Genomic DNA, 13,447 nt, shown 5'->3' on the forward strand with positions numbered 1-13,447 from the left:
CGGTCGGTCACGTCCCTTCACGGTGGCCGATGCCCAGCCAGGCCACCGAGAGGCGCTGGGCGCGGGCGAGGCGGAGCTGCGTGCGGTCGGGCAGGTCGCGCGGGCCCGGGAGGGTGTCCCCGTGCGGGGGCCGCAGTCTGGGCGACAGGGCGATCCGGAACAGGAAGCCGTGGGGCGTGGACTCCTCCACGTACTGCTGGGCGATGCGGAGCTGCGGCGCGCGGAGGGCCGGGGGCGGCGGGGCGGGCCACCGCAGCCAGGCGAAGTAGCAAGGGGTGCCGGTGAACGCGGCGGCGGTGGTGTCGACGGCCGCGGTCAGGCCGAGCGCTCCGGTGACCATGGGGGCCAGTTCCGGCGGCTCCCAGGGCTGCCACTCCGTACCGTCCGCGGGAGTGGTGCCGAAGCCGAGAGCGGGTGGCTCGTGTTCCGGACGTGCGGAGGCGAGACGGGGCGCGCCCTTCGCGTCGTAGGTGAGGACGGCGAGGAGCACGTCGGCGCAGGGCTCGATGTCGTCGTCCGTGCGCCGCCACACGAGGGACGCACGGTCCGGCCCGCGGCGGCGGGCGACCAGGGTGGCGCGGCGGCCCGGCAGGGCCAGGGTGACCGGGGCGGTGAGGACGACCTCTCGGCCCCGGGGGTCGTACGCGATGCCGGGCGCGACGACCGCCGACCGGTCCCCCTCGGTGAGGCCGACGGCCAGTCCCTCGACCACGCCGAGTCCGGTGTGGACGGCTCGGTGGTGCCACCAGCGCATCTCCTCGTCCTGCGACAACCGGTCGCGCAGGTCGCGGGCGCGCAGCAGTTGGCCGGGTTCGTGGATGAACCTGCTCACTTCCAGGGAACGTTGCCGGTGCGCTGTCATGTCCGGAGGACCTCGATCTCGTGAGGGCCGGACTCGACCAGGCCGCCCGGCGGGACGCGGACGCGGCCGCAGTGCGTGCCGTCGTCGGTGAGCAGTTCGAGGCCGGTGGCGTGCGAGACGCCCGGCACCGCGTCGAGCACGCGGAGGATCTCCGCGCGGTCGACGTCGCGTCCGAGCGGCCAGCCTTCGCCGTGCGGACCGCCGGTGAGCGGGTCGAAGTGGGCGTCGAGGGCACGTACGGCCGCGCGGGCCAGGTCGGCGGGGGCGTCCGGCCCGCGGGCCTCGATCCGGGCGCGCACCGTGACCCGTCGGTAGACGGGGCCGGTGACCTCGACCCGGGTGCCGAGGACGCGGTGCGCGTGCAGGTGGGCGCGCACGGCGGCGAGCAGCCCCGGGCCGGGCACGGGCCGCCCGGCGGGAAGGTACGGCAGCACGGTCAGCCACACCACGCCCGGCGCGGTGACGCAAGGGAACGCCGGGTGCCGGTTCGCGCGGGCCGCCGCACGGGCCAGGCGCACGCCCGGTGTCCCCAGCGCGAGGCGTTCGTGATCGGCGAGGGTGACGGCACGCGGCGTCTCCTCAACGGTGCGGGCAGCACGGGCTTCCGCCTGGGGCAGCGCCTCGGGCGCCGAACCTCCTTTCAGGGCCATGGTGTTGGCGACGGCCCGCACCTCTTCGGGGGCGATGCGGGCGGCGGCGAGAACGGCCCGGTTGTGGGCGCCGTCGGCCAGTGCGGTGATGTGTCCAGCGGGCAGGTTCCCGGCCGGTCCCGCCGACGTGCGGCCGACGGCGAGGATCCGGGCGCCCAGCGGCGGAACACGGCCGTGCGCCCCGTCACCGAAGGTGATCCGCCCGGTCGCGGGATCCGCGGCCGCGTGGTGAGCGGCGGGGCCGGAGCCTGTGAGGCTCGGCCTCAACCACCAGCGCCGCCAGACGTGTTGGTCGCCTTCCACCTCCAGCGTCCACAGCCCGGAGAGCCGGGCCGGTTCTCCGGCGAGGGCGTACGACTGCTCGGGCGCGCCGGTTGCGGGCCCCAGGTCGGCGGCCTCCACGGTGACGTGGTCCCGCCCCCGGTCGAGCACGAGAGCGGTGGGTGCCGCGGTGTCGCCCGGGTCCCAGCCGGTGACCCGGCCGTGCGCGTCGAGCCGGACACCGAGCCGCACGGTCCGCCCCGGGGCCACCGCGGCGGGAACGTCCGCTCCGGGGGCCGTCTCCCAGCGCGCCGTGCCGACCGGTACCGACTGCTCGGCCGGGGCGGCGTTGACCGCCAGCCCTGACAGGACCGGAGCGGCGTCGTACCCGGCCCGCACCAGGCGGCACCGCAGCCGTGAGAACGCGGACTTCGCGGTGATCACGACCGTGCCGGTACGGGTGAGGCACCGGGTGGCATCACGGACTTCGCGCGCGGACAAGGGCCGCCACCGGCCGGAGGGACTGGCCACGTCCCATTGGGTGCGCGCGCTGTGGTGCTCCAACGGGCTCTGTGCATCGGGGTATTCGGGCGCGGCAACGACCGTCAAAGGCGTGCGTGGTGGTACCGGCGGGTCGATGTGCAGCACCATGCTGTCGCCGGGTCGTGGGTCGTCTCCGAACGGGAGCGCGGGAGCGCCACGGCTCAGCGTCGCGGCCAGATCGAGGGACGAGTGGCCGTCGCCGGACGCCGCGTGCAGCGCGGTCAGGCGGGAGGCGGTGGCCCGCAAGGGAAGCAGTGTGCGCACTCGCGTCGCGCGGCCGTGCGGGTCGTGTCCCTCGAATTCCACTCCGGCCGGGAGTGTCAGCGGCCGGGCGCCGGGGCGCAGGGTCACCTCGACGACCGTGCGCGCGGGCGTCGCCGCGGCCGGTGCCACACCGACGAGCGCGAGGAAGGCGCGGCGCAGCGGTTCGGGTACCTGGTCGAGCTGGAAGATGTCCATCTCGGCGATCCAGGCGAGCAGTTCGATGAAGGTGATGCCCGGGTCGGAGGCGTTGTGGTCGGTCCACTCGGCCGCGTACACGGGGATCAGCGAGCGGGCCTCCTCGACGAGGTCCGCCCAGGCCCGGTCGTCGAGGCGGGGCAGCGACAGGTCCATGGTTCACTCCCCCGCCCACCGGATGCGCAGCGCGCCCGCGGCCGGTACCCGGCCGGCGGGGAGCCGCACCACGTCACCGTGTTCCACCCCGGCGTACTTCAGGGCGAGTTGCCGCACTCTGTCGACACCGTCCAACGCGCCCAGTACGGCCGCCAGATCGGATGCGTAGACCGCCGCTCCCGGTTCCGGGCCCTCGCCCTCGGGGCCACCCCGCACGGGGTCGAAGAAGGCGGCGAGGGCGTGGCGGGCGGCCTCGTCGGCCGTTGCGACCGGCAGGACGTCGGGCTCCGGTCCGACGGGCGGGTCGGCGGCCACGAGGGTCGCCTCGACGTCGACCTCCGCGTAGGCAGGACCGGTCACCGTGATGGCGTCGGCGAGACCGGCGGGTGCGAGCGCCGCGACGGCGCGCCGCACCGTCTCGCGCAGTCCGAACGACGGTCCCGGCCGGGGCTGCTCACCGAGGGGCACGACCACGAGCGTGACCCGGCCGGGCGTCGGACGGCCGCCCGCGTCGCGGCCCAGGTACGCGCGCACCCGGGCCACCGACGGGGACGCGGCGCGCGCGAGGGCCTCGTAGTCCGCGGCGGTCACGGCCCGGCCGCGTGCCCTGAGGGTCGTCGGCGCCCGGCGCAGCAGCTGCTCGACGGTCTCGGCGTCGGAGCCGCCCGCACCGGCCACCGGGTTGGTGACCTCCTCGATGCCCGCGGCCGCGCCGAGGACCTGGTTGACGGCGCCCACCGGGACGTTTCCCGCGCTGCCGCCGCCGGTCCGGTACAGCTCGGCGACGACGGAAGCGCCGGGCGGTGGCACCCGGCCGTGCGTCCCGTCGCCGAACTGCAGCAGGCCGCGCAGCGGATCCACGGCGCAGTGACGCTCGTGCGGCCCGGACGCGGCGAGGGTGGCGCGCTCTTCCCAACGCACCCACACTTCGTCGACCCTCCCCTGTCGGTCGCGGTGCAGCCGCAGCGGTCCGCGACGCACCTCACCCGTTCCGGCGGCTGCCAGGTCTCGTTCCAGCCCGTACAGCAAAGGGGCTTCCGCGTCGAGGAGTTGGGCTGCCACGCCGCGCCACTCGACGGCCGCCCGCGGCCCGGAGAGCTCCCGCACCTCGACGCGTCGGCCGGGGAGCAGGGGCGCCTGTGGAAAGGCGTGGACCTGGGACGGGGTACCCGTGCTGGTGCCGAGCGGCTGCGCCCGGACGGTCTGCCGCTGTTCGGCCCACACGGCGTTCGGCCGCACCGCGCCGAGGACGACGGCCGGCGGCGGCCCGTCCTGCGCCAGGCGGGCCCGCAGCCAGTGTCGGGCCGTCCCGAACCGCGCGAGCGGCGCCCCGCCGACCATCCCGGTCACCGCGAGGACCCCGGGCATCCGCAGGTCCCGGCTCTCGTCGTCGACCGTCGGGCGGGCCCACGCCGAGCCGTCGAAGTACTCCCACACCAGAGGTGGGGGGAGCACGCTGTCGGACTGCTCCGCCGCGTCCAGGTACAGCCCGAAGCGGCCCTCCGGCAGCGGGCCGTCGAAGCCGAGGTAGAGCGCGGGCAGCGCCTCCGCGACCGGTGTGTACGGCTGGAACGAGCCTCCGGGCCAGGCGGCTTGCGCCGTGCGGTCCTGGAATCCGAAGTCGTTGTGGGTCCGGACGTGTTGGGGCGCGACGGGCCCCTGTTGCCAGGCGTAGCCGAGGCGGAGGTCGGCGAGGACGGGCGGGCGGTTCTCGTACAGCGTCAGTTCGGTCGGGCGGTCGCCGACGGCGATGGTCCGGGTGGCGCCGTAGCCGCCGCCGGCGAGCCGGACCCGCAGCCAGTGGGCGGTGGTTCCGGCGACCTCGACGGCCGTCATGTCGGCGGGCACCGGAGGGAGGTCGACGAAGCCGTGCCGGGTGAGGTCGCCCGGGGAGCGGGTGTCGTCGGTGCGCAGCGACGTCCAGGCCCGGCCGTTGTAGTACTCCCAGCTCACCACGTGCCGTGCGGCTCTGCCGTCGGCGGGCTGGAGGGGTGCGGGGCGGACGTAGACGCGCAGCCGGGCCCCGGGCCTGCTCAACGCCTCCTCGCAGCTGAAGTGGAAGACGGAGCCGGGCTGCGGCTGGGCACCGAAAGGCTGGAAGGAGCCGCTGAGGTCGACTTCGGCGCCGTCGGCCGCGACCGCGCGGTCCGGGCCAAGGAGATCGAGGGTGAAGACGAGGTGGCCCGCTCCCACGGCGATCCGCTGCTCCTGCTCGAACGCCCCGAGGGCGACGACGAGGGTGTCGCCCGGCGCGGCGGTGAGCTGGGCGAGGCCCTTGCGGCCGGTCCGCTTCCGCTCTCCGCCCTCGATCCGTACCTCCACGTTCTCCAAGGGCACCCCGGTCGCGTCCCGCACGAGTACCGCGACCTCGCCCGCCGGTGGGGTGCCGTCGCCGGTGGCGACCCGCCACACCTTCGTGTAGCCGTGCCCGGCCACGGTGCTCAGCCGGATCGCGTCGATCTCGGGCAGCACCCGTCCGGGGTCGGGCGGCAGCGGCTCCGAGGCGGCGAGACGGCCCCGCACCCAGTGCGTCTCGACGCCGTCGACCGTCGTCCGAGCCGCCTCCGCGCAGTCGGTCTCCAGGCGGTAGGTGCCGCTGTGCCGCAGCCCACCGGTACCGTCGCGGCCCTCGTCCGTCGCGAGAAAAGCACGCCATCCGGTGCCGTCCCAGTACTCCCAGCGGATGTCGAGGGGTTCGCTGCCCGGTGTCGTGAGGTCGAAGGAGACGGTGGTGCTGCTCCGTCCCGCGAGGGCGAGCAGTACGTCGTGGCCGAGGTACAGCTCGTGCGGGACGGGGCGCAGCGCCTGCCGGTCGAAGGGGCGGAGCGGCAGCCCGTTCTCCAGGTCCGCGCTGTGGTCCGTGTACTGGTCCCGGCCCGGCCACAGGCTCACGACCTCGCGCAGCCCGGCGGCGCAGAGCGTCGTGAACTGTGCGGTCTCGAAGACGAGTTGAGTACCGCCCTCCTGCGGCGGGGGCACCGCGACCCGGCTGCCCGCGGGCAGCCGCACCTCGCTCGCCCCCTCTGCCAGCCGGAACACGACCGGCACCCTGGCGGGTCGGGGCGCGGTCCGGTGCGGCCCGAGTAGGGCGTGCAGCGCTGCCCTGTCCTTGTCGGGGGCCTGGGCGAGGCGCTGTGCGACGGTGTGCAGGAGGTGGGCCGCCACGCGGAGCAGCGCGGCGTCCGCGCCGTGTTCACCCGGTGTCCATTCCGGCGCGAGACCGGGGCTCAACTCCCGCAGCCTGCCGAGGAACTCGTCGACCCCCGCTCCGGTGGCGGGGCCGCGGGGGACACTCATGTTCCGTCCCCCTCTCGCAGGTAGAAGGGGTACACGAGGTTCCGCAGTGTGTTGGTCGCGCGCACCCGGTACGTGATGTCGATGTTCAGGACACCCCGGGCACGGTCGCGATCCGTCACGTCGACGGAGGCGACGTCGATCCGGGGTTCCCAGTCGGTGAGCGCGCCGCGTACCTGTTCCGCGATACGGGCCGTGAGCGCGACCGTCAGCGGTTCGAACACGAAGGTGCGCAGGCCCGCACCGAACCGGGGCCGCATGACGCGTTCGCCGGGTTCGGTGCCGAGGACGACGAGGACGGCCTGGCGCACGTCGTCCTCGTACTGGGCTTCGGCGATCCGGCCGTCCGCCGTGACGTGCGGCGGGAAGGCGAGGCCGGTACCGAGGAAGGCCGGTGCCGGGTCCATTTCGGCCCGGTCGTCCCTCGGCTCGGGTGCGCGGTCCGCGACATCCATCGGTTCAGCCTCCGATCAGGACGGTGGGGCAGCCCGCGCCGATGGGGTTCGGCGGACCGGTCTCGATGACGCGGTCGCCGGTGCGGGCGGCGGGCAGCCCGTCGACGAACACGGTGGTGCTGCCCTGGGCGACGACGCCGCCGGTGTGGGGCACGTTCACCGAGACGAGCGGGCAGACGTGGGTGTCGGCTCCGGCGCGCCAGGCGGGGCTGCCGCCGATGAGCACGTCGGGGCTGCCGCCGGGCGGGGCCGCCGGGGTGAGCGGGGTCCCGTGGCTGGTGGTGTCACCGGTGCGGGCCGCTGGTGGCATGTCTGGTCACCTCCTGGGCCGGGCGGGTGAACCCGCCCGGCGTTCCCACTAGTTGAGCTTGATCGGGCGGCCGCTGATGACGGTGGCGCCGGTCTGTGCGCTGATGGTGACGGCGCCGGTGGTCGCCGTGATGTCGACCTTGGGCGCCTTCAGCGTCAGGGACGTCGTGCCCTGGAGTTCGATGTCGGCGCCCTTCACGGTGATCCGCTGGTCCCGGTCGGCGAGCGTGATGCTCACCGAGCCGGCCTTGTTGGAGACCGTGATGGTGTCCGGGGTGAGGGTGACCTGCTGCCCGGTGGTGCTGGTGAGGCTGAGGGAACGGCGGGCGTCGTCGAGTTCGATGCGGTGCCCGTCGCGCTGTCCGCGCAGGCCGCTGCGGATGACGCGCTGGGTCTGCGCGGCCGCCGGGGTCTCGACCGGAGGGCCGGACTTGGGGCCGAACATCCCGCCGATGACGAAGGCGTCGTTGCCGCTGAGGCCGACGAGGACCTCGTCGCCGACCCGCGGCTGGTAGTAGAACCCGGCGCCGTCACCACCGCCGGCCACCACGAGGCGGGCCCACAGTTCCTCGCCGAGCGCGGGGACACGCACGAGGACGTTGCCGTGGACCGCGCCCTCGCAGTCGTTGACGACGGTGCCGCTGACCAGGCGAGTGGTGGGCACGGGCGGTTCCTTCGCGGCGCCCGCCCCGGACTCGTACAGCGTGTACGCCATGGCGTGCTCACCTCCTCACAGCAGTCGCCGGCCCTGGAGACGGATTCCCCGGGGCACGGGCAGCGGCGGGAACCACACCTCGCGGCGCAGGTCGAAAGAGGTGCGGTAGCCGCCGCTGTCGAGGGTGTGGGTGGCCGAGACCACCCGGTACAGGCCGCTGAACCGGAGGCCGACGCCGGACACCGCGATGACCCTTCCGGCCTTGATCCGCGGGTCTCCGGCGGCCGAACCGCTGGCGGTGAGCCGGTTGTTGAGCCGTGGCAGGAGTTCACCGAGGACGCGGCGCGGCGCGGTCGCGGGTCCGTCGGCGGTGACCGTGAGGGTGCCGCGCGCCTTCTCCTCGCCCAGCAGGGCGTCGAGATCGCCGAGTCCCGGGAACACCTGGAGGTCGAACGCGGCCCGGTCGTGGTCCCAGCCCAGCACCACGACGAACTCGGCCTTCAGCGCCGACACCCAGATGCGCGCCGCGACCGCCACCACCTGCCCGACCTCGCTGACCCGCGGCGTGAAGTCCACGAGCGTGGTCCCCCGGTCGAGTTGCACGGCGGGCGGCAGCTCGGGACCTGGGAACAGGAAGCGCAGCACCCGCCCGCTCGGCGGCGCGCCGTGCTCGATGTACATGTCCCAGCCGTTCTGCCGGGCGAGCCCGGCGAGGAAGTCGAAGTCGCTCTGGCCCTTCTGGACTCGGATGGACCGCGAGGCGTCCGCCGGGTCGATCAGATACGTCGCGAGGAGCGTCAGGAACGACAGCGCGGCCCCGGCCGGATCGACGACGGGGACGAGCAGGTCGGTCGCCGCCACCGCCGCGACGATCACGGGGTCGGGCAGCGGGAACTTCCCGATGCAGGGCAGGCTCAGGGCGAAGGCCCGGTCCTTGGCTCCCTTGGTGAGCCGGTGCAGGAAGTCGTGGGCGACGACGGTGACCGTGGGGCTGCCGGAGGCGGGGAACGCGGCGTCGACGCCGGTCACTTCGCCGGTGAAGACCTGGTCCAGGACGTGCGGCGCGTAGCCCATGCGCAGCTCGAAGGGTGCGTCGAGGGCGAGTTGGGGGTGGTCGAGCCAGCGCCCGCGGTCGTCGGCGATGGTGAGTTCGACGCGGTCGGCTCCTTCGATGCCGTCCTGATGGCGCAGTGCCGTCACGGCGGCACGCATCCCCGGTGGCAGCGGCGCCCCGCCGACGGTGACCTCGAACGCCGGCGCGTAGGTGTGCCGCGGGAGGGCGGCCGCCGTCATGTCAGCACCTCCGCGGTACGCGGGTCGGTGTACGGCAGCGCGGGGACGCGCAGGCTCTGCCCCGGGCGGACGGCACGCGGGTCGACGATCCCGTTGGCGAGGGCGAGGGGCCGCCACAGCGCCGGATCGTCGTACCGGGCGGCGGCGATCGCGCTCAGCGTCTCGCCGGGCAGCACGGTGTGGACCTTGCTGAAGTCGGCGGTCTGGAGGTTGGCCTCGACCGCTGCCCGCGCGGGTTCCTTGTACTCGATGAAGCCGCATGTCACCCGGGCCCGCACGGGCTTCCCGTCGGGCATGAGCAGCAGGAACCGCTGCTGAGCGCGGGCGAGTACACCGGTGAACCGGAACCCGGCCAGGGCGACCACCACGACGGGCGGAGCGTGGAGTTCGGGGTCGAGGTCCATCAAGTCGGTTACTTGTCGGGTGAGTTCTCGTACGTCCTGCTTGGCGGCGTGCGGGGTGTCGTAGGTGTCGAAGAACAGCTCGACGTCGAGGGTGCGCTGGTTGCCATGGACGAACTGCACGACGGGCGAGCCGAGACCGGGGACGCCCTGGACGGCGAAGTTGTTGTCCTTGCTGACGCTGAACTCCTCCGGGTTGTAGTCCACGGTGACCGTCCGGCCCGTGTGGGGCCGTCCGTCGCCGTCGAGCGGGGTGAGGGTCAGCTTCTTCATCGGCATGGTGTCGGCTCCCGGGTCTCAGATGCGGCCGAGGCGTTCACGGTGGGCGGTGATGCGGCGGTCGATGCGCCGGACGATGTCGTCGGTCATCCGGCCCAGGTCCGGCGCGGCTGGCGCCGGTGCCGGACTCGGCAGTTGCACGGACCGGGTTTCTTGCGGCCGGGGTGGAGCAGTGGGTGCTTGCCTGAGTGGCGGGACGACCGGGGGCGGCGCCACGGCCGGGGGCGCGGCCGGGACCAGGCGCTCGACTCGACGGCTGGGGGCGAGGGTGCGTATGAGGGCGACGCCTGATGCGCTCGTGTTCGGTGCGGCCGACGGCTGACGCGAGTACGGCTGCGCTGTGCGCACGCGTGGTGTCTGCCGCGCTCCAGGGAAGGGTCCGGCGCCACCGCCACCACGTCGCGGTGCACGAGCCGGTGTTGACGGGTGGAGGTGAGGGGCGTCCTGTCCGCGCGGCGGCCGGATCGGCGGCGCGGGACGCCTGGGCGCCGGACCGAGCAGACCGACGGTGACCGGCGGTCCGGCCACGCGCTCGGTGTGGAGCACAGGAACCAGGAGCGTGACGGACGGACGAACCCACTTCCGCAGCCGGGGCTTTGGCCGCTGCTCCCTCACCACTCGGAGCGTCGCGCCCGCCACCGCACTGCGCCCCGCCCGGCCGGCGGGTCCGACTCTCCCGACCGTACGCACCGTGAGTGCCACGGCACGCGCCCGCCCGTGGCACACCCCGGCGCGGCGGCCCACGAAGGTGAACCTCGGGCCTCGCCCGTAGCCACCGCCGCGGCCTCGGTACCGGCCCGCCAACTCGGCACCCCAGCACCGCCGGCGCAGCGCCCCCACGGCGATTCTCCTCATGACGTCCCCCTTTCCGTGGCCTCCGAGATCCGCCGGTTGATCGACGAGATCTGCTCCACCCACTGCCGCCGCTCGGCGTGTTCCATGGCGAGGATTTCCGTCAGCGGCCAGTGGAAGTGGTAGGCGAGAAAGGCCACCTCCTCGTACAGCGAGACGAGTCGGTAGCCTACGATCCCCCCGCACCACTCACCTCCATGTCGAATTCGTGCGCGCACCGCGGACATGCGGCATGCAGGGTGCTGTCGCCGGTCTGGTTGACGTGGTTGTAGAAGTCCTGGAGAAAGGCCAGATCCTTGGCGTAGAGGTTTTCGACGACTTTCGGATTGACGCTCGGGACCGTTCCCAGTTGGGTGACGACGCGGGACAGGAGCAGCACGACGAGATAGGCCTCGTTGGCCTGGACCCGGTGGTCCTTGAGGGGCAGGATCTCGTCGCCCGCCGTGGCCATGCGCATCACGCCGTCGCGGTGCAGCGTGCCGTCCTCGTCGAGGTAGCCGATGGGCAGGGTGAACGGATGCTCGGTGGCGATCATGGCAGGTCAGGCCCTCTCCATGCGTTCGACGGCGAGTTCCAGGGTTTCGATGGCCACGGCGTTCGCCGTGGCGTTGAAGTCGGGGCCGTCCCATTTCACGGGCCATGCCTCGTAGAAGTTCCAGCGGGTCTTCTCGGTGACGCCGTCGATGTCGACCTGCACGATGCTGCCGGTTTTCCGGTCGATGATGCCCTTGGTGAATCCCATGAACCAGTCGTGCAGCACGCGGGAGTCGGTGAGCCCCCATTTCAGGGTGATGTTCGTGTACTTGGTGAGTCCGGCGAGTTTGCGGGCCGTCGGCGCCTCGTTCCCCTCGCGGTACTCGATGGGATCGACGCTCGCGCCGAATCCGGTGCATTCGGTGAATCCACCGACGATCAGGGCGTCGAGCTCGACGAAGAAGTTGTAGTTCCGGTACGGGTCCACGCGTGGCATGCGTCCCCTCCTTCTGAGGCTATTCGGTGATCTCCGCCCCGCCGTCCCAGATGCCGATGCGTACGACGATGAATTCGGCGGGGTAGGCGGGCTGCACGCCGATCTCGATGTTGAGGCGGCCGAGCTGACGCTGGCTGAACGGGTTGAGCCCCTCGTCGATGCGCACGTAGAAGGCCCGCTCGGCGGTCTCCCCGAAGAGGGCGCCGTCCCGCCACTGCTGGAACAGGAAGGCGGTCAGCGACCGCTTCAGCTTCTGCCACAGGGCGAGGTCGTTCGGCTCGAACACCGCCCAGCGGATGCCTTCCTGGATGGACTCTTCGAGGAAGAGGAAGAGCCGCCGCGTGCTGATGTACACCCAGTTGGTGTTGGTGGTGGCGGTGCGCGCGCCCCAGAGGGTGGGTGGTCCGCCGCTGCGGAAGACACGGATGACGTTGATGCCGAGCAGGTTCAGGCCGCCCTGCTCCTGGTTGGTCATGGCGCCGCTGGCCTGGATGTCACTGCACCCGTTCAACCGCACGTTCGCCGGGGCCTTGAACACGCCCTGGGCGCCGTCGACCTGGGCGATCGCGCCGCAGACGTGGCCGGACGGCGGCACCAGGAGTGAGCCCGAGCCGTCGGCGGCGGGCACGCGCAGCCACGGGTAGTAGAGCGCAGCGAAGCCGCCCACGCTCTCCAGGCCGTTCCGCTGAGTCTGGAGGGCAGCGTCCCCCGGCGCGAGACCCGGTTGGGCGTCCATGACCGCGAACCGGTCACTCAGCAGCACACACTGGTCGAGCACGGCCCGCTGCACATCGCCATCGGTGCTGTCCGGTACGGCGACGAGGTTGACGTCCCCCGTGGTACGCAGGGCGCCGACAGCGGTGGTGTACGGACCCGCGCCGAGCGGGCCGACCGTCTCGTCCTGCCCGGGAGGCAACGCCGTCGCCACGACCTGCGCGGGCAGCGCGTCCGGCAGGGTGTCGGCAGGGGGCGGATCCTCCGGCTCGATACTGGCCGGGAGGTCGGCGGCATTGACGACCCGGACGAAATAGCGGGGGTGCGCCGGGTCCGCCGAGAGGCCCTCACAGAGGGGGTCGTCCGCCGGGGCGACGGTGATGTCGAACTCCTCCGACTCGACACCCGCGGCTCCCGGCGGGTCCCCGGGGGCCAGGTCGAACACGGCGTCGAGTCCCGTACGGAACGTGACCCGGTACGTCCACGTGTCGGTGCCGGCCGCCGATTCGGCGACGCCCTCGGCCTGCGCGGACTCGACGACCCGGGTCGCGGCCGCCCGGTTCGCCCCCGCGCCCTGCGTGATCGTCAGAACGGTGCCCGCGACCAGATCCTTGGGAGCTATCTCCTCGGTGGCGGCGATCCGGACGGTGCGTGTGTCGATCCGGGTGTTCACGAGCCTCAGCGCGCCGGCGGTGCCCACGGCCTGCTGGAGGTCCACGGTCGTCCGCACGGCCGTGCCCGAGACCGAGGCGATCGGCACGCGCCGGTCCGCCCCGCCGAAGTCCACCTCGTCGCCCGGCCGGAAGCGCCGGGCCACGTCCTCCGAGTCGGCGGTGAACTCGCGTACGGCGGCCACGGTGACGTTCCCGGTCGGCCGGTACAACTCGGCACCGGACACCAGTGGGTTTCGGCTCACGGTGACGGTGATCGCAGGTTGGGACCGGCCGGGGCGGCGGGCGCGCACCGTGAACATCGCGTGGCCCGCCCGGTTGTCGAACGTGGCCTGCCCGGTCGTGGCGTCGCTGGCCCTGACGACGTAGCAGGTGTTTCCGCCGTTCTCGAAGAAGCCTCGGACCGCGTACCAGAGGTACGTTCCGGGCCGGGGGACGGTGCCGTACACGTCCTGGAAACGCTCCCAGCGCGTCACCTTCACGGGCACGCCCACCGGCCCGCTGAGAGCGCGTCCGACGAAGGCGGCGGTGGAGGTGCCGACGCCTTGGATGGGCGGCGCGGGCTCGAACTCGTCGATGTACACCCCGGGATAGTTCGTGGATACGGCCATGGATCTCGCTCC

At 73.2% G+C, this 13,447-nt stretch carries 13 protein-coding genes; all 13 read right to left on the bottom strand.

Features of this window, described 5'->3' with window-relative positions; all coding sequences use genetic code 11:
* Window positions 1-7 precede the first annotated feature (7 nt).
* Complete coding sequence (locus ACYBSK_RS23360; protein WP_460243191.1) at window positions 8-832, bottom strand: hypothetical protein; 825 nt, start codon at window positions 830-832, stop codon at window positions 8-10.
* Between the two features lie 26 nt (window positions 833-858).
* Window positions 859-2,931, bottom strand: coding sequence for a putative baseplate assembly protein (locus ACYBSK_RS23365; protein ID WP_460243192.1), 2,073 nt, complete (start codon window positions 2,929-2,931; stop codon window positions 859-861).
* 3 nt (window positions 2,932-2,934) lie between these two features.
* On the bottom strand, window positions 2,935-6,228 hold the full coding sequence (locus tag ACYBSK_RS23370; RefSeq protein WP_460243193.1) for a putative baseplate assembly protein: 3,294 nt from the start codon (window positions 6,226-6,228) through the stop codon (window positions 2,935-2,937).
* Window positions 6,225-6,680: a GPW/gp25 family protein gene (locus ACYBSK_RS23375; protein ID WP_457479182.1), complete on the bottom strand. Its 456-nt coding sequence runs from the start codon at window positions 6,678-6,680 to the stop codon at window positions 6,225-6,227. Before ACYBSK_RS23375 ends, ACYBSK_RS23370 begins: the two co-directional genes overlap by 4 nt.
* A gap of 4 nt (window positions 6,681-6,684) precedes the next feature.
* Window positions 6,685-6,990, bottom strand: a complete 306-nt coding sequence (locus tag ACYBSK_RS23380) for a PAAR domain-containing protein (protein WP_460243194.1) — start codon at window positions 6,988-6,990, stop codon at window positions 6,685-6,687.
* A gap of 48 nt (window positions 6,991-7,038) precedes the next feature.
* The gene (locus ACYBSK_RS23385) at window positions 7,039-7,704 is read right to left on the bottom strand and encodes a phage baseplate assembly protein V (RefSeq protein WP_457479184.1); all 666 of its coding nucleotides are present in this window, start codon (window positions 7,702-7,704) and stop codon (window positions 7,039-7,041) included.
* 15 nt (window positions 7,705-7,719) lie between these two features.
* Entirely contained in the window at window positions 7,720-8,937 is a 1,218-nt protein-coding gene (locus tag ACYBSK_RS23390) for a phage late control D family protein (protein ID WP_460243195.1), read from the bottom strand.
* Complete coding sequence (locus ACYBSK_RS23395) at window positions 8,934-9,617, bottom strand: CIS tube protein (protein ID WP_460243196.1); 684 nt, start codon at window positions 9,615-9,617, stop codon at window positions 8,934-8,936. The genes ACYBSK_RS23390 and ACYBSK_RS23395 overlap by 4 nt, the downstream gene beginning before the upstream one ends.
* Window positions 9,618-9,635: 18 nt before the next feature.
* Entirely contained in the window at window positions 9,636-9,758 is a 123-nt protein-coding gene (locus ACYBSK_RS23400; RefSeq protein ID WP_460243197.1) for a hypothetical protein, read from the bottom strand.
* Window positions 9,759-10,468: 710 nt separating this feature from the next.
* Window positions 10,469-10,609: a DUF6760 family protein gene (locus ACYBSK_RS23405; RefSeq protein WP_460243198.1), complete on the bottom strand. Its 141-nt coding sequence runs from the start codon at window positions 10,607-10,609 to the stop codon at window positions 10,469-10,471.
* A gap of 29 nt (window positions 10,610-10,638) precedes the next feature.
* Complete coding sequence (locus ACYBSK_RS23410; RefSeq protein WP_457479188.1) at window positions 10,639-11,004, bottom strand: hypothetical protein; 366 nt, start codon at window positions 11,002-11,004, stop codon at window positions 10,639-10,641.
* Window positions 11,005-11,010: 6 nt separating this feature from the next.
* Complete coding sequence (locus tag ACYBSK_RS23415) at window positions 11,011-11,439, bottom strand: phage tail protein (RefSeq protein ID WP_457479189.1); 429 nt, start codon at window positions 11,437-11,439, stop codon at window positions 11,011-11,013.
* Between the two features lie 19 nt (window positions 11,440-11,458).
* Window positions 11,459-13,435: a phage tail sheath subtilisin-like domain-containing protein gene (locus ACYBSK_RS23420; RefSeq protein WP_460243199.1), complete on the bottom strand. Its 1,977-nt coding sequence runs from the start codon at window positions 13,433-13,435 to the stop codon at window positions 11,459-11,461.
* Window positions 13,436-13,447: the final 12 nt, after the last annotated feature.

The organism is Streptomyces sp. BYX5S (genome assembly GCF_054724165.1).